This window comes from Xanthomonas sp. SS (assembly GCF_014236835.1).
Classification (GTDB): Bacteria; Pseudomonadota; Gammaproteobacteria; order Xanthomonadales; family Xanthomonadaceae; genus Xanthomonas_A.
Genome location: NZ_CP051190.1, coordinates 4,186,745 through 4,203,614 on the forward strand (window position 1 = coordinate 4,186,745; position 16,870 = coordinate 4,203,614).

The 16,870-nt window shown below is 70.7% G+C and carries 12 protein-coding genes and 1 pseudogene; 4 read left to right on the forward strand and 9 right to left on the reverse strand.

Annotation, left to right across the window (positions count from 1 at the left end):
• Positions 1-95: 95 nt before the first annotated feature.
• From HEP74_RS17580 to HEP74_RS17600, 5 genes are all read right to left on the reverse strand, one after another.
• Positions 96-1,085, reverse strand: a complete 990-nt coding sequence (locus HEP74_RS17580) for a glycoside hydrolase family 113 protein (RefSeq protein WP_524540748.1) — start codon at positions 1,083-1,085, stop codon at positions 96-98.
• Positions 1,067-2,581, reverse strand: a complete 1,515-nt coding sequence (locus HEP74_RS17585) for a hypothetical protein (RefSeq protein WP_185813955.1) — start codon at positions 2,579-2,581, stop codon at positions 1,067-1,069. Before HEP74_RS17585 ends, HEP74_RS17580 begins: the two co-directional genes overlap by 19 nt.
• Complete coding sequence (locus tag HEP74_RS17590) at positions 2,529-4,433, reverse strand: glycosyltransferase family 2 protein (protein WP_185816683.1); 1,905 nt, start codon at positions 4,431-4,433, stop codon at positions 2,529-2,531. The genes HEP74_RS17585 and HEP74_RS17590 overlap by 53 nt, the downstream gene beginning before the upstream one ends.
• 35 nt (positions 4,434-4,468) lie before the next feature.
• Positions 4,469-5,455, reverse strand: a complete 987-nt coding sequence (locus tag HEP74_RS17595; RefSeq protein ID WP_185813956.1) for a hypothetical protein — start codon at positions 5,453-5,455, stop codon at positions 4,469-4,471.
• Between the two features lie 171 nt (positions 5,456-5,626).
• Positions 5,627-6,472, reverse strand: a complete 846-nt coding sequence (locus HEP74_RS17600) for a glycosyltransferase family 2 protein (protein WP_185813957.1) — start codon at positions 6,470-6,472, stop codon at positions 5,627-5,629.
• 369 nt (positions 6,473-6,841) lie between these two features.
• Here HEP74_RS17600 and HEP74_RS17605 point away from each other — a divergent pair, with 369 nt between their 5' ends.
• From HEP74_RS17605 to HEP74_RS17620, 4 genes are all read left to right on the forward strand, one after another.
• Positions 6,842-7,990: a phosphotransferase enzyme family protein gene (locus tag HEP74_RS17605; protein ID WP_185813958.1), complete on the forward strand. Its 1,149-nt coding sequence runs from the start codon at positions 6,842-6,844 to the stop codon at positions 7,988-7,990.
• Between the two features lie 153 nt (positions 7,991-8,143).
• Positions 8,144-10,306 carry a TonB-dependent siderophore receptor gene (locus HEP74_RS17610; RefSeq protein ID WP_185813959.1) on the forward strand — a complete coding sequence of 721 codons (2,163 nt, stop codon included), beginning with the start codon at positions 8,144-8,146 and terminating at the stop codon, positions 10,304-10,306.
• A gap of 356 nt (positions 10,307-10,662) precedes the next feature.
• The gene (gene pnuC, locus HEP74_RS17615) at positions 10,663-11,244 is read left to right on the forward strand and encodes a nicotinamide riboside transporter PnuC (RefSeq protein ID WP_185813960.1); all 582 of its coding nucleotides are present in this window, start codon (positions 10,663-10,665) and stop codon (positions 11,242-11,244) included.
• Positions 11,245-11,590: 346 nt separating this feature from the next.
• The gene (locus HEP74_RS17620) at positions 11,591-12,328 is read left to right on the forward strand and encodes a UTRA domain-containing protein (RefSeq protein ID WP_185813961.1); all 738 of its coding nucleotides are present in this window, start codon (positions 11,591-11,593) and stop codon (positions 12,326-12,328) included.
• Positions 12,329-12,444: 116 nt separating this feature from the next.
• On the opposite strand, the pseudogene HEP74_RS17625 reads toward HEP74_RS17620, so the two are convergent.
• From HEP74_RS17625 to xpsN, 4 genes and pseudogenes are all read right to left on the reverse strand, one after another.
• Positions 12,445-12,636: pseudogene (locus HEP74_RS17625) on the reverse strand (glycosyltransferase); the annotation flags it as partial.
• A gap of 156 nt (positions 12,637-12,792) precedes the next feature.
• Positions 12,793-13,626 carry a glycosyltransferase gene (locus HEP74_RS17630; RefSeq protein WP_185813962.1) on the reverse strand — a complete coding sequence of 278 codons (834 nt, stop codon included), beginning with the start codon at positions 13,624-13,626 and terminating at the stop codon, positions 12,793-12,795.
• Between the two features lie 6 nt (positions 13,627-13,632).
• On the reverse strand, positions 13,633-15,933 hold the full coding sequence (gspD, locus tag HEP74_RS17635; RefSeq protein WP_185813963.1) for a type II secretion system secretin GspD: 2,301 nt from the start codon (positions 15,931-15,933) through the stop codon (positions 13,633-13,635).
• Positions 15,934-15,944: 11 nt separating this feature from the next.
• On the reverse strand, positions 15,945-16,736 hold the full coding sequence (gene xpsN / locus HEP74_RS17640) for a type II secretion system protein XpsN (protein WP_185813964.1): 792 nt from the start codon (positions 16,734-16,736) through the stop codon (positions 15,945-15,947).
• Between the last annotated feature and the right edge of the window lie 134 nt (positions 16,737-16,870).

Genomic DNA, 16,870 nt, shown 5'->3' on the forward strand with positions numbered 1-16,870 from the left:
CGGCTCCCGCCTCCACCCCTGTAGGAGCGGCTTCAGCCGCGACCGGGTCTTACCGGATGATGTCTGTCGCGGCTGAAGCCGCTCCTACAGAAGCGTCAGTGCGCGGCGCTGCGCGCCAGCACCGCCTGCGCCGGCTTGTGCTGCACGGTGAAATCGCTGTCGTGCGCGCCGCCGGCATCCGGATCGGTGTACCAGCACCACAGCGCGATGCCGGCGATGCGCTGCTCGCCCAGTACGCGGCGCCAGTCCTGCAGCACCTGCGCCTGCAGCGCGGTATCCACCGCGGCGCGGCGTTGCTCGGGACTCTCCCAGGGCGCGGCCAGGCTGCCGCGCGCCGAGCGCAGGCCCAGTTCCGCCACCCACACCGGGCGTCCGCTGCGCGTACCCAAGGCCTGCACCCGCGCCGCCGCGGCGCGCATCTGCGTCAAGCGCTGCGCCGGCACCGCCGACAGCGCCGGATACAGGCTGGTGCCGACGAAATCGAAGCGTTCCCAGTAGCCGAACCGCTCGGCCTGCTCCAGGCCGTCGGCCACATAGCCGAGCGGACCGCGATAGACCTGGCGCACTGCCGCCACCAGCGCCGGCCACTGCGGCGCGTCCTGCAGGCCGCGCAATTCGGTGCCGACGATCAAGGCCGCGGCCCGCTCGTCGGCGGCGACCTGCGCCAGCTGCAGCAGCGCGCGCTGGTAGGCGCCGAACCAGGCCGCGCGATCGGCCGGCGCGGCGTCGCCGGCCCAATGGCCGGGGATCCACAGATGCACCTTCAGCACCGGCTGCAGGCCGGCCGCGCGCATCTGCCGCAGCCCGGCGCGCACCTGCTCCACGCTGCTGTCGCTGCCCAGCACCGGATCGTCGGACTGCGGCGTGGCCTGCCAGACGAAGGCGACCAGCAGCGCGCGCTGCGCGCCGGCATCGGCCAACTGCTGCAGCGAGCGCTGCGCCGCGTCGCTGCCCCACGGCGCCTGCGCCGACACCTTGACGTTGGCGCCCATCCACGGCGCGGCCGCGGGCGTGGCCGCGCCACAGCCGCACACGCTCATCGCGAACAACATGCCCAGCAGCCACCTCAAGGCGATCGACGCCATACCCGGTAGGACCCTTGTCGGTAGACCAGACTGTAGCCCGGCAGGCCCTGTCGCCACAGCTGCGGCAGGCGCCGGTTGACGCTGTCCAGGACCCCGGCCTGGCTCGCCGGGTCGGCCACCACCACCTGCGCCGGCATCTGCCGCGGGTCGTCCAGCGCGCGCTTGAAGCGCGGGTCGAACGGCAGGATCAGGCCCTGCGCATCGCCGCGCGCCACGATCACCGCGTAGCCGGCGCGATCGTCGAGCAGGGTCGGCAGCCGCGCCTCGGCCAGCCAGGCGCCCAGCCGCGCTTCGTCCGGATGCCGCGGCGCCACCGGCGCGCGCAAGGCCGTCGCCCAGTCGCGGGTGGTCGAGGCGGCGGTCTGCGCGATGACCCAGCCGCTGGCGACGCCACCCAACAGCAGCAGCGCCAACGCCGGCCAGCGCAGGTCGCGGCGCAGGTCGCCCAGCAGCAGCGCCGCCGGTACCACCATCAGCGCCAGGAAATCCAGCGGCTGCGCGCTGAAGCGCGCCCATGCCGCCAGCGTGCCGGCGCCGATCACGGTGACCGTCGCCACCAGCACCCAGCGCCAGGTGTTGCTCAGGCGCGTGCGCCGCACCAGCAACAGCAGCGGCGTGGTGACCAGGCCGGCCAGCGCCAGGTACAGCGGCGGCCACCACGGCCGCGCCATGGCCTGCTGCAGCCACGGCTGCAGCGCGGCCTGCGCGTAGCTGCCGCGGAACGCCGAATGCTGGTCGCGCACGAACAGCAAGGCATCGCCGAAGAACAGATAGTTCAGATACATCCAGGTCGCGACCGCGAACAGGAACGGCAGATAGCACACCAGGTAGAACGACAGCGGCGCACGCCGCAGCATGCCCTGCGGCGCGATCAGGCCCAGCCACGGCGCCATCGCCACGGCCAAGAAGCAGGCGCGCTCGTCGACGAAGAACAGCAGGCACAGGCCCAGCGCCAGGCGCAGGTAGGCGAAGGCTTCCGGATCGTCGCGGAAATGGCGCAGCGCGCGGCAGGTCAGGTAGAACACCAGCAGGCCCAGGCCCTGGTTGTTGCCCGACAGCGTCGGCCACAGGAAGAACGGCTGCAGCACCAGCGCCGCGCACAGGCCCCAGGCCCAGGCGCGGCCCAGGCCCGCGGCGAGGTCGCGCCACAGCAGGGTCACCATCGCCGCGCCGGCCAGCACGTCCACCAGGTACGGCAGCAACGGCGTGGACAGCCCCGGCACGCCGCCGATCAGCAGGCCCAGGTACAGCGACGCCTGCGCGTACAGGAAGCCCAGGTATTCGGTGCGGAAACCGGCCGCGTCGCGCAACAGCAGCAGCTTGGCGTACTGCGCCATCGCGTCGTCGCTCATGTAGCCGTGCGCGAGCAAGCGCTGGCACAGCAGCGCCAGCAGCGCGGCGGTGACCACGAACACCGCGACGCCGCGCGGGCGCCGCGGCGTGTCAGTCGTCGAGTGCGGCGCGGCGCTCTTCGGCCATGTGCTTGCTGATGCCATGGGTGGTCTTTTCCCAGTAGAACGGATTGTGGATGAGCTGCCACAGGCCCTTGTAGGCGGCGACCGACTGCAGCAGCCAGTACAGCGGCACGGTCAGCGCATACGGCGCCAGCCGGAAGTAGTCGCGCTTGAACGCCGCCAGCAAGGTCATGTAGATCAGGAAGCCGTTGCCCAGCAGCAGGTTGAGCAGGCTCAGGTACAGCAGCGCGGGCGGGAAGAACGGATTGAACGCATGCGTGTCGGTCAGCGCCCAGATGCCGTAGATCAGCCACATCGGCGGGGCGATCAGCGCGGTGAAGAAGGTGCCGCCGACGAAGAACTGGAAGCCCCAGAAGCCGCGGAAACCGACCGAGCGGTACAGCTGCACCGGATCGCGCATGTGCACCAGCCAGGTCTGCATGTAGCCCTTGAGCCAGCGCGAGCGCTGCCGGATCCAGTTGGGAATGCTGACGTTGGCTTCCTCGAACGTGGTCGAGTTGACCACGCTGACCCGGTAGCCCTGCTGGGTCAGGCGCACGCCCAGGTCGGCGTCCTCGGTGACGTTGTACGGATCCCAGGCGCGCACCTTGCGCAGGATGTCCAGGCGGAAATGGTTGGAGGTGCCGCCCAGCGGGATCGGGATGCGCAGGGTTTCCAGCGCCGGCAGGTAGAAATCGAACCACAGCGTGTATTCCAGCGTGAACATGCGCGTGAGCCAGTTCTCGTCGGCGTTGTAGTAGTTCAGCCGCGCCTGGATGCAGGCCACGTCGGCCGGCGACTTGCGGAACGCGGCGACCGCGCGCTTGAGCTGGTCCGGCTCCGGCTTGTCCTCGGCGTCGTAGATGGTGAGCATCTGCCCGCGCGCGAACTGCAGCGCGTAGTTGCACGCCTTCGGCTTGGTCTTGGGCTGCGACGGCGGCACCCGGATGATCTCGAAGAACGCCTCCAGGCCCAGCGCCTTGGCCGCCTCGATGGTCTCGGTGTCGTCGGCCTCCAGCACCAGCTTCACGTCCAGCTTGGAGGTCGGGTAGTCGAGCCGGCGCAGCGCGTTGGCCAGGATCGGCAACACGTCCGGCTCCTTGTACATCGGCACCAGCACCGTATACACCGGCAGATCCTCGTCGCTGAGCGCGGCCACTTCCGCGTCGGTGACCTTGATCTCGATGCGGCGCCGCGCGCCCAGCCAGGCCAGCGCGAACTTCAGCGCGAACGTGGCCACGAAGGCGATGCCGACCACGCTGTTGAGCGCGATCAGGCTCGGTACCGGCCAGATCGCCAGCGCCAGCAGCGACAGCGCCGCCACCGTGCACAGCGACACCACCTGCTTGCGCGTGACCACCTGCTTGGCCGAATGCTCCGGCGCGTGTTCGGCGAGCAGGTTCAGCGCGTCGTGGGTGAGCTGCGCATCGGCCTGCTGCTGCAGGCCCCAGACGACATCGAACTTGGAGGTGCCGACGAAGCGCACGTCCGCGCCGTACTGGTTGCGCGCCCAGGCGAAGGTCTCCGGGCCGGGATCGGCCACCGCCAGCACCAGCCGGCCCTCTTCCATCCGCCACGGCAGCACCAGGCGCTGCGCGTAGTCGGCCAGCCGCGCCGGCTCGAACAGCGCCGGGTCGATCGGCTGCTGCAGCAGGTTGACGAAGTTCAGCCCGAAATGCGCCGACAGCACCGTGTAGAAGCGCAGCGCGGTGACCCCGCGCTGGGCCAGCACCACGTCGCCCAGGCGCGAACGCCAACGCGCCTGCAGCGCCAGCGCCTCCTGCAACTGCGCCGCGTCGATGACCCCGGCTTCGACCAGCGCGGTGCCGATCGGACTCTGCCAGCCGCGCGGCTCGGGCACGCTGCCGAGCGGACCGATCGCGTCGCCGGCCATGCCGGTCGCCGCGGGAGGGTTGACCGCCGCCACCGTCAGAACCGCCACCAGGCGGCGACGAACGGACCGCCGGCGCCGCCGGTGTTGCGTCCGGCCACCGGCTGCTGGTAGCCGAGCTGCAACTGGGTGCCGCCGGGCAGCGTGTGCAGCAGCGAGGCCTGCAGCTTGGTCAGGTCGTAGTTGTTGCTACGGATCGGGGTGCTGTCGCCGGGCGCGTAGACCGGGTTGGGGCCGTTGCCGTTGCCCAGACCCTGGATCACGTTGAGTTCGCCGATCAGCATCCAGCGCGGCGCCAGCGCCAGGCCGCTGCTGATGTCCACCCGCGCCTCGTCGGCCGAGTCGCCGCCGCGCAGGCGTACCGCCGCGCCGAGGTCAACGTAACCGTCGAGGTTGCCGGCCCGATAGCCGCGGCCGACGCTGTAGCGCAGTTCGGCGCCGTAGTCGCCCTGCCCCAGCGCCGGATGGTCGCGATTTTTGGCCACGTCGCGCCAGTCCTGGCGGCCGTAGCCGGGGATCAACGCCAGTACCTGCAGCGCGCCCTGCCACGGGCCGTCGTTACCGTCCGGATCCAGGCGGTAGCGCAGCCCGACTTCCTGGTCGGCCCAGCCGGTCGCGTTCCGGTCCTTGTAACTGCCGTCGTTGCGATAATCGACCTTGCTGAAATAGAAGTTGCCGACCAGGGTCAGGTCCGCGCTCAGGCCGTACTCGGCGTAGAGATTCAGCTGGTCCTGGCGGCTGCGCCCGGCATCGGGGAAATTCTGGTCCTGGCCGTGGCTGTTATAGACCGCGCCGCCGTCGCTATGGCTGGCCTTGAGGATCGCCAGCGCGGCGCCGTCGTCCTGCACCCAGGCACCGGCGAAACACGGTCCGGCCACGAGTGCGGCCAGGCCCAGCGCCAGCGTCGACAGCCTGCGTGCGCGCCGGGCAGGTCGGTGCCGGGCGCGGCCAGCGCCGGCCACGGAAGAGGGAGCCGCGCATAGGCGCGACCACGAGCGCAGACGCTCGCCGTACGACTGGTTCATCGCAATTGTTTCCTGGAGGGGGGCCCCTGGAACAGGGAGCAGGAAACGATTCCGTAGCGGAATCGCGACAGGAACGTAGCACCTTTCCTATGTGATTCAAATCACGCGATAAATGAACTGCTCATCACGCATACAGCCTGTGGCGGCGCACGCACCAGCCTGGTGCTGCGTTCAGCCAGGACGGCGCCAGCACAGCCTGGCGAAGGTCACCCAGGCGTGCAGCCAGATCACCGCCCACACCGCCGCACGCACCGGCGCGGTGCGCGCCGGCGCCTCGAACTTGCGGAAATAGCGCCACAGCCCGCGATGCTTGTGCCATTCCACGAACCAGGGCCGCTTGCGGCTGGAAACGCCGCGCACGTGCAGCACGCGCAGTCGGTTGCACACCGCCACCGTGGCCCCGGCCTGGCGCGCGCGGCGGCACAGGTCCAGGTCCTCGGCATGCAGGCGGTAGCCGGCGTCCCAGCCGCCGATGCGGTTGAACAGCGCCCGCGGCAGCAGCATCAGCGCACCGGAGATCGCGTCCACGCGCTGCAGCGGCTGCGCGGGATCCACCGTTACAGCCAGCCGCGAACCGGCCAGCGGATGCCGCAGCATCGCCGCGAAGTCCGGATCGCGGCGGCGCACTGCGGCGTCGGCGCGGCCATGCTCGTCGACCTGCTCCACCCCGAGCAGCGCGTCGCCGAGCGCGGCGACCTGCGCGCGCAGCAGCGCCAGCGTGTCGGCCTCCACCATCAGGTCCGGATTGACGAACGCCAGCCACGGCGCATCGCTGGCCGCCGCGCCCTGGTTGCAGGCGCTGGCGAAACCGGGATTGTCGGGGTTGGCGACGAAGCGCACGCGCCGATCCTCCAGCGCGTGGCGCTGCACGATCGCCAGGGTGTCGTCGCGCGAGGCGTTGTCGACCACGCGGATCTGGGCGACGTCCGCCGCCGCGCGCAGCCGCTGCAGGCAGGCGTCGATGGTGCTGCCGCTCTCGTAGGTCACCACCACCACGGCCATCTGCTGTTCGCTCATGCGCCGATTATCCGGGCAAAGCCGCGCGCGCAGAAGGCGTCGCACCTCGCCGGCGTTCCGCGCGCGGCGATTCTGCGGCGTGGGCCCGCGCCGACGCGGTAGAATCTCCGGTTCCATGCCTTGCGCGGTGTAGATGACGGCTAGCGCCCACTACCGCGCGCTGCCGCCAGGATCGATACGCATCGGTCGCCCAGTTCGCTGGCGGCCGTGCATGCCGATGGCCCGGCAGCGTCGCCGCTTTTCGACCGATGTCGCCGTCGGCCGCCGCCGCAAACCCCAGCATCCCTGGTCTAGACCAACTTCCAAAAGGCGCGAAGCATCGCGCCATTGCGACGCCACGCGTGCGTCCACGCCGCCGGGACAGGCCCGATGAGCGCGCACCAGATCCACGGCATGAGCCTGGCCCTGGCCGCGGCGGACTGGCCGCCGCTGCGCAGCGACGAGGTGGACGCGCTGCTGCGGCACATGGGCCTGCCCGACGCGGTCCGCGCCTTGCGCTGGCACAGCCCGCGCCCGTTCTCCGCCGCGGCCGAGGTCGACAGCGCCGTGGGCACGCTGTTCGTCAAGCGCCATCACCGCAGCCTGCGCGATGCGCGCACGCTGGGCGAGGAGCACCGCTTCATCGAGCACCTGCGCGCGCGCGGCATGCCGGTGCCGGTCCTGCTGCGCGCGCCCGATGGCGCCAGCGCGATCGCGCTCGGCGACTGGACCTACGAAGTGCAACGCGCCGCCACGGGCGAGGACCTGTACCGCGACACGGCCTCGTGGCTGCCCTTCGCCGACACCGCGCATGCGCAGGCCGCCGGACACGCACTCGCGCTGCTGCACCAGGCCGCGGCGGGCTACACGGCGGCGCCGCGCAGCACCACCCAGTTGGTCGCCAACCTGCGCCTGTTCGGCAGCGCCGATCCGCTGCAGGCGCTACAGCAGGACCTGCGCGCGCGACCGGCGCTGGCGGCCTGGCTGCAGCGGTGCGACTGGCGCGGCGACCTGCGCCGACACCTGCTGCCGTGGCACGCGCGCGCCTGGCCGCTGCTGCGCTCACCGGCGCCGCCGCTGTGGACGCATGGCGACTGGCACGCCTCCAACCTGCTGTGGCAAGGCCATGGCGCGGCCAGCGCGGTCAGCGCGGTGTTCGATTTCGGCCTGGCCGACCGTACTTTCGCGCTGTTCGATCTGGCCACCGCGATCGAGCGCAACCTGGTGCCGTGGCTGGAGCTGGACGCCGGCGGTCGCGCGCGCGCCGACCTCGATCAACTCGACGCGCTGCTGCACGGCTACGCGCAGCTGCTGCCGCTGGACGCGGCGCAGTTGCGCCTGCTGGCCGCGCTGTTGCCGATCGTGCATGCCGACTTCGCGCTCGCCGAGATCGACTATTTCGCCGGCATCACCGGCTCCGACGCGAATGCCGAGATCGCCTATCGCCGCTACCTGCTCGGCCATGCCGACTGGTTCGGCGGCGAGGAAGGCCAGCGCCTGCTGCGGCGGTTGCAGCGCCACGCGGACACGGCGCGATGAGCGTCTTGCGTTCGCTGCCGCACGCGCCGGCGCGCCCATCGCGCGTGCATGCCCGGTCGCGCTGCCGGCATCGCGTCCGCCCCCGCCTCCGCCGTTGCCTGCGCGCAGCGGCCTCCGTCTTTTCCATTCCGACTTCCGCTTAGAGGTTCTCTCATGTCCCATGCCTTCCCCGCACTCGCGCCGCTCGCCCTGGCCTTGGCGCTGGCCGCCACCACCGCACCGGCACGCGCCGCCGATACCGAGACGCAGACGCCGGTCGAGCTGGACGCGGTCAACGTGCAGGGCGAGCAGCCGCGCAACCGTTCCGCGCTGGGCGGCTACGGCGACGCCGCGCTGCTGGACACGCCCGCCTCGATCGCGGTGATCGACCGCACGCAGCTGGACGACCGCCAGGTGCGCGTGCTCAGCGAAGTGCTACGCGCCGACGCCTCGGTCGGCGACAGCTATGCGCCGATCGGCTACTACGAAAACTTCGTGGTGCGCGGCTATTCGCTCAACGCCGCCAACAGCTACCGCATCAACGGCCTGACCGTCGCTGGCGAGCAGAACGTGGCGCTGGAGAACAAGCAGCAGGTACAGGTGCTCAAGGGCCTGTCCGGGCTGCAGTCAGGGCTCACCGAGCCGGCCGGCGTGATCGGCTACACGACCAAGCGCCCGCAACAGGTGCGCACGCTGACACTCGGCACCGACGACGACGGCGGCCGCTACGCCGCGGCGGACCTGGGCGACTGGTTCGGCCGCGAGCGCCAGTTCGGCCTGCGCGTCAACGCCGCGCACGAGGACATCCGCAGCTATGTCGAACATGCCGACGGCCACCGCAATTTCCTGTCGCTGGCCGCGGACTGGAACATCGATCCGCAATCGACGCTGCAGTTCGACGTGGAATACCAGGACCGTCAACAACGCTCGGTGCCCGGCTATCAATTGCTCGGCGGCGAGCGCGTGCCCGGCGACGTATCGGTGCACCGGCTGCTGGCCTACCAGCCCTGGTCCAAGCCGGTCGGCATCGACTCGCTCAATGCGCAACTGCGCTATCAATACCGCTTCAACGACGCCTGGCGCGCGCAGCTGGCGGCCGCCCTCAGCCGCGCGGTGATCGACGACTATTCCAGCTTCGCCTGGGGCTGCTACGGCGCCGCCAGCTGCGCCAGCGACGCGATCCCCAACTACTTCAGCCGCGAAGGCGACTACGACCTCTACGACTATCGCAGCCCCGACGACACGCGCCGCAACGACCAGGTGCAGGCGACCGTGTCCGGCAGCTTCACCACCGGCGCGCTGCAGCACCAGCTCAACGTCAGCGTGGACTATCTGCAGCGCACCATCGATCGGCATGGCTCGATCAACGAATGGATCGGCAGCGGGAATATCAAAGCCGATCCGCCGCTGCTGGCCCAGGCCGACGCCGAACTCGGCCTCAAGCGCCGGCGCCTGGACAGCACCCAGCAATCGCTGCTGGCCAGCGACCGCATCGGCATCGGCGAGGCCTGGCAGCTGCTGCTGGGCGCGCGCCAGGTGCGCTACGACGAGCGCGCCTGGGACCGCGACGGCGCGTTGACGCGCCACACCCGCCGCTCGGAGTTGCTGCCGCAGGCGGCGCTGCTGTTCAAGCCGCAGGACACGCTGTCGCTGTACGCCAGCTTCGCCAAGGGCCTGGCGCCGGGCGGCACCGCGTCGTGGTTCGCCAGCAACGCCGATGCGATCCTCGCCCCGACCAGCGCCTACCAGACCGAAGCCGGCCTGAAATACGAGCGCGCCGGCCTGGCGCTGGGCGCGGCGGTGTTCGACATCCGCCAGGCCTATCAGTACGCGCAGCCGCAGGCCGACGGCAGCTTCCTGTACCTGCAGCAGGGCCGCCTGCACAACCGCGGCATCGAACTGTCGGCCGACGGCGCGATCGGCGAGCGGCTGCACCTGCAGGCCAGCGTCGCCGGCATCCGCGCGCGCGCCGAGGACACCGGCACGCCGGCCTACGAAGACCATCAGGCCTTGAACGTGCCCAGGCTGCGCGCCAGCGCGCAGGCCAGCTGGGACGTGCCCGGAGCGAGCGGCCTGGCGCTGCTGGGCGGCGCGCAGTACAGCGGCGCCAAGTACGCCGACCGCAGCGGCCGCGTCGCCGTCGGCGGCTACACCGTCTACAACCTGGGCGCACGCTACGCGACGCGACTGGGCACGGTGCCGACCACGCTGCGGCTGAGCGTGGACAACCTGACCGACAAGCGCTACTGGCGCGACGTCGGCGACTACATGGGCGACGACTATCTGTTCCTGGGCGCGCCGCGGACGGCGCGGCTGGCGCTGCAGTTCGATTTTTGAGGGCCGGGATTGGGGAATCGGGATTGGGGATTCGTAAAGGCCGGAAGCGGGACGCGGAGCGTCACCGTCGCAGCAGCGGTTTTAGCCGCGACCGGGCTTCCCTGGAACGCCTGTCGCGGCTGAAGCCCCTCCCACAAGGGCAGGGATTGGGGAATCGGGATTGGGGATTCGTAAAAGCCAAGCACAGGACACGGAGCGTCACTGTCTTAGGAGTGGCCTTGGCCGCGACAGGACTTCCCTGGGAAGCCTGTCGCGGCTGAAGCCGCTCCTACAAAAACGAGCGCATCGCTTCGCGCTCGCGGAACATCCCCAATCCCAATCTCCAATCTCCAATCCCGAATCCCGGCCTTCCAACCATGTCTCCCCTCGAACTTCTCGCGGTATTAGTCAATGTGCTCGGCGTGTGGCTGACCGCGCGCCGCGTGCGCTGGTGCTGGCCGGTCAACGTCGTCGCGGTACTGCTGTACGCGTGGCTGTTCTACCAATGGAAGCTGTACTCGGACATGCTGCTGCAGGGCGTCTACGTGTTCCTGCAGGCTTATGGCTGGTGGCGCTGGAGCCAGGGCCGGCTGGACCACGGCAAGGTCCAGGTCGGCCCGCTGCCGCGGCGCGAAGCGGCGCTGTCGCTGCTGGCCGGCGCCGCCGGCGCGCTGTCGCTGGGCTGGCTGATGCATCGCCATACCGATGCCGCCCTGCCGTGGCTGGACGCGGCACTGTCCGCCTTCAGCCTGGTCGCCAGCTTCTGGGCGGCACGCAAGCGCATCGCCAACTGGACCCTGTGGATCGTGCTCGACTGCCTCTATGTCGGCGTCTTCGTCTACAAGGGGCTGTATCCCACCGCGGCGCTGTACGCCGGCTTCGTGGTGCTGGCGATATACGGCCTGTGGCTGTGGCGGGCGGACCTGCGGCGCGCTGTCGCTGCGCAGCCGTTGTCATGAGCCTGCGCATCCGCCTGCGCCGCATTCGACGCAGGCCGGCGTCAGCGAGCAGCCGATCGTCGTGACCGGCGTGCAAGAGGCGCAGACGATTCACGTCAGCCTGCGGTAGCCCGGCGTGCCGGTCGCGCCGCGGTGCCACGAGCGCACGCGGCATCGCTATGCTGGAGCATTCTCGATCCCGGGCATGTGCAGTGAGCGCAGTGTTGTGCAAGCGACTGCGGGTGGCTTCGTGCCATTCGCCGCGGCAGGCGTTGCAAGCGAGGCCTGCCGAGACTGCAGTCGCTCCCACGAGTTTCGCTGCCTGCGACCATGGGCAAGAAAAGTGCAGCACCGCCACGGAGACCGCATGCCCACACCGTTGAATCCCGCCGCCGGCTTCGGCCAGCGTATCGTCGATGCACTGCTCGCGCGCATCGTCGGCGGCGAATGGGCCGCGGACCAGCGCCTGCCGGTGGAGCGCGAACTGGCCGCGCTGTTCGGCTGCACCCGCATCACCTTGCGCGAGGCGCTGCAGCAACTGGAATCGGAAGGCTACATCTACCGCGAGAACCGGCGCGGCTGGTTCGTCAGCGCCGCGCGCGTGCGCCACGATCCCACCAGCATCGCCGGCTTCATGCAGTACGTCGCCGCGCAAGGCGGCACGCCGCGCACCGAACTGCTCGGCGCGCGCCGCCAGCCGGCCGGCGCGACGCTGGCGCGGCACCTGGAACTGGACGATGCGCAGGCCGAGGTGTTCGTGCTGCAGCGCCGGCGCTGGATCGGCCGCCGCGCGGTGCTGCTGGAGACCAATGCGATTCTCGCCGCGTGGGCACCGACCCTGCTCGATCACGACCTGGCCGGCTCGCTCAGCGCCGTGCTGGGACAACGGCTCGGATTGCGCCAGGCGCGCAGCCGGCTGTCGATGTATCCGGCCACGCTGGTCGCCGAGCAGGCCGCGCTGCTGCAGTCCACCGCCGGCACGCCGTGCTTCCGGCTGCAGCGGGTGTGCTACGCCGCCGACGGCCGCGCGGTGGAATTCGACATCGAGTCCTGGCGCCACGACGTGCTGGAAGTGACGGTGGAAGTGCAGGCGCCGCCCGAGTGAGGCCGGCCTGCGCCCTGGCCGAAGCACGGCGAACATGCGCCTGTAGGAGCGGCTTCAGCCGCGACAGATTGCCGGCAACTTGTCGCGGCTGAAGCCGCTCCTACAGGTGTCGCAGACTAGGCGTCGAACAGCGCGCGCTGCGGGTCCGGCGGCGGCAGCTCGGCGTACAGGCGTTGCAGGTCTTCGCGGCGCGCGCGCAGCGGATCGTGCATCAGGAAGCCGGCCAGGCGCGCGTGCCAGGCCGGCCAACGCGTGGCCAGCGCGTCCATGTCGCCGTCGGCGGCGCGGCCTTCGCCGCTGCGCGCCACGTAGGAAGTGACGGTGGAAGTGCAGGCGCCGCCCGAGTGAGGCCGGCCTGCGCCTTGGCCGAAGCACGGCGAACATGCGCCTGTAGGAGCGGCTTCAGCCGCGACAGATTGCCGGCAACTTGTCGCGGCTGAAGCCGCTCCTACAGGTATCGCGCGCTAGGCGTCGAACAGCGCGCGCTGCGGGTCCGGCGGCGGCAGGTCGGCGTACAGGCGCTGCAGGTCCTCGCGGCGCGCGCGCAGCGGATCGTGCATCAGGAAGCCAGCCAGGCGTGCGTGCCAGGCCGGCCAACGCGTAGCCAGCGCATCCATGTCGCCGTCGGCGGCGCGGCCTTCGCCGCTGCGCGCCACGTAGGCGGTCTCGCACAGCACGTTGCGCCAGCCGAGTCCGGCCATGCGCAGCGACAGGTCGATCAGCGCCGCGTACCAGGAACCGTAACTGCTCGCGTCCAGGCCGCCGGCGCGCTGCCGCGCCGCACCACGCAGGGCCACCGCGTGGCACACCGCCGACGGCAGCTCCGGATGCTCCGGCGGCAGCGCTGCGCAGGCGCGCGCCAGGCGCTCGCCATCGTCGGGCAGCGGATTGATCTCGCCCAGCCGCGGCCAGGCGCAGGCTTCGCCGGCATTGCTCCATGGCGTGGCGCTGGCGATGGCCGCATCGCGCGCCAGGCACGCGCTCAGTTGCTGCAGCCAGCCGGGCAGCGGTTGCGCATCGGCGGCCAGCACCACCACGTCGGCGGCGGCGCAGGCGCGCAGCATCTCGTCCAGGTGCGCGACCTCGCCGAGCATGCGCGGGCGCCGGGTGTAGTCGGCCTGCAGGCGGGTACGCGCAAGCCAGGCCTCGATCACGCGCTGACCGCGCGGCCCGGCCTGCGCGTCGTCGGCCAGCCACACGCGGGTGCCGGCCGGAGTGTGCGCCTCCAGCGCGCCCAGGCATGCGTCCAGCGCAGCGTCGTCGACGCCGACCGGCAGCAGCACGATGGGCAGGGTCACCAGCGCTTACTTCTTGCCCGAGGCCGGCAACGGCTGCATCGACTTGAACTTCTGCCCGTACTCGTCGGTGAGATTGCGCGCTTCCTGCGGGTTGCGCACGATGGTTGGAGTGAGCAGCACGATCACTTCGTTGCGGGTCTTGTCCTGCGTCTTCTGACCGAACAGCGCGCCGACCACCGGCAGCTTGCTCAGCAGCGGCACGCCGGCGCTGCCGTCGGTGGTGCTGTCGTTGATCAGGCCGGCCAGCATGATGGTGTCGCCGCTCTGCACCGCGGCCTCGGTCTTGACCCGGCGCGTATTGATGTCCACGTTGCAGGACGCGCTGTTGGCCACGGTGGAGGTGCCCGAGGTGCACGCCGCCGGACGCGCGCCGGGCGTGCTGACTTCCTGCACGATGTCCAGGAACACCATGCCGTCCTTGGTCACCCGCGGACGCACCTTCAGGATCACGCCGGTATCGATGTACTGCACCGACGAGTAGGTGCTGTCGGTACCGATGCCGGTGTTGATCGAGGTCGAGTTGATCGGGATGCGCGTGCCCACGTTGAGCGTGGCCTCGGCGTTGTTGCGCACGAACACCGACGGGGTCTGCAGCAGCTTGAGGTTGGTGACCTGGTCCAACGCGCTGATCACCGCCGCGGCGTTCTTGCCGAGAAAAGTCCAACCAAGACCGCTACTGCTGGTGACCTTGCCAGCGATGTCACCCCAGATGCTGCGTCCCGCGGCGCTGGGCAGGCCGGCGCCGGCGCCGAGTCCGGTGCTGTTGGCCACGGTTCCGTCGGCGGAGGCATTGACCGAATTTTCGAAGAACCAGTTAACGCCGTACTGCAATTTGCCGGTCAGGCTGACCTCAGCCACCTGCGCCTCGATGTGCACCTGCATCGGCATCACGTCGAGCTTCTCCACCACGTCGCGGATCGAGCGCCACGACTGCGGCGTGGAGCGCACCAGCAAGGTGTTGGTCTCCTCCACCGCCGACACGCCGACCTTGTCGCCCTGCACTTCCAGGGTCACGCTGCCGTTGCCGGAGGTGCGCGGCGACAGTTGCAGGCTGCCGTTGCCCAGACCGCCGCTGCTGCTGCCGGACGAGGAACCACCGCTGCTTGAAGACAGGCTGTCGCTGCTGCCGTTGAGGCTGCCGCTGCCTCCCAGGCTGCCGTCGCTGCTGCCGTTGAGGCCGCCGCCGCCCATCTGGCTCAGCTGCGTGCCCGGCATCAGCGAGGCGTTGGAATCGCCGCGGTTGCCGCCGGCGCCGAACACTTCGGCCAGGCGATCGGCCAGGTCCTTGGCCTTGATGTATTTCAGTTCGTAGGAGAACAGCCGGCTGCCGCCGCCGGCGCTGTCGATCCGGTCCAGCCACTCCTGGATCTGGTCCAGATAGCGCGCCTGCGGGGTGATCACCAGCACCGCGTTGGCGTTCTCCAGCGGCATGAAGCGGAACATGCCGGCGCTGGGCGTCTTGCTGTTTTCGCCGAACACCTTTTCCAGGTCGGCGGCGACCTGCTCGGCCTTGCCCGTCTGGATCGGGAACACGCCCACCGACATGCCCGACAGCCAGTCCACGTCGAAGATCTGCACCGTACGCAGGTAGTTCTCCAGTTCCGCGCGGGTGCCGCCGAGGGTGATGACGTTGCGCGAGCCGTCGATGCCGACGATCGCGTTCGGCCGCGCATACGGCTCCAGCACCTTCTTCATTTCGCTGGCGGAGATGAACTTCAGCGGCACCACCCGCACCTCGAAGCCGCGCGCGCTGGCCGGCGAGGCGGTGCTCGGCGCCACCGTGCCGGCCAGGGCCTGGTCGGCGGGCACGATGTTGTAGCGGCCGCCGCTGTAGACCATGCGCGCGTTGTTCCAGCCCAGCACCATCTCCAGCAGGTTCAGCGCCTGCGCCGGCGACACCGGCTTGGGCGTGGCCAGGGTCACCGTGCCCTGCACGCCCGGCGCGATCACGTAGTTCTGCCCGAGCATGTCGCCGAGGATCGCCTTGACCACCGCATGCACCGACTCGCCTTCGAAGTTGAAGGTGGCGCTGCCGCTGCTGGCGTTGCCCAGTGACGGCGCCGGCGCGGCGGCGGCGCCGGAATTGATCATGGTGCCGCTGCCGCGGCGGATCACCGGAGCGACGCGGTCCGGCACGTCGTTGGCATCGGCCGTGCCGGTGGTTCCGTCGGTCGTGGCGCTGGTGCTGCCGGCGGCGCCGACGTTGGGATTGATCGCGGCGCCGCGGCGGACGTCCGGCGAGGGCGTGGTGGCGCAGCCGGCCACCAGGCCGATCGCGAGGAACAGGGAAAACAAGCGCGGCGTCATGCGATCACTCTTCAAGGGTTCTGGCCGGGGGTGGTGCCGTTCTGGCGCTGCTGCTGCAACTGCCGACGGCGGGCTTCGATACGTTCGCGGATGGCTTGCAACTGTTCCGACGACGGCGCCGGCGCGGCCGCCGGTGCGCTCGGCGCAGGCGTTGTCGGCGTGCCGTTGGCGCCCGCCTGCGGCGTGGCGGCGACGGGATTGACCGGGGCGTTGACCGCAGGCGCGGCAGGTGGCGGTAGCGGCGGTAGCGGCCCCGACCCCGACTGCATGCCCGGCGGCCGCGCGCCTTGGCCGAGCGCGGTCGGCGGCTGCCCGCCCTTGCCGTCGAACACCTGCAACTCCAGGGTCTGGGTGCCGCTGCCGCCGCTGACCACCGCGCGGCGCGGTTCCAGCGACAGCAAGCGCCAGCCCTTCACCGGGTCGTGGCCTTCCTGCAGGCGCAGCGACTCGCCCTGCTCTGTGGTCAGCGTGGCCATCTTGAAGCTGTCGGTGAGCAGCACGCCGGTCAGGCGCACGCTCGGCGCGGCGCCCTGGCCGTTATCGGCGCTGAGGAAGAACGGATGCGGCCGGCGGTCTTCGGCGAACACCGGACGCGCGGCGATCTCGGCGTAGCGCGAATAATCGCCGAGGCGCTCGGCGGACGCCGCCGGCAAGCTCGGCAGGCGCTGGGTCATGCTCGGATCGTCGGGCAGCGGCACGATGCGCTGGCCCAGGCCGGCCAGGCCCAGCGCCCAGATCAGCAGCCCCCACAGCGCCAATGTCGCCAGCCACACGGTGCGCAGGCCGATCGCTTCAATTCGCATGCGCGCCCTCCACTTGTTGCGGCGGCTGCGGCATGGCCGCATCGCGCATGGCAGGCGGTGCCTGCGCGGGCGGCTCGCTCGGCCCGGGGCCGGCGGGCGTGCCGGCGTCCATCGCCGGCGCGCCGGGCGGTGTC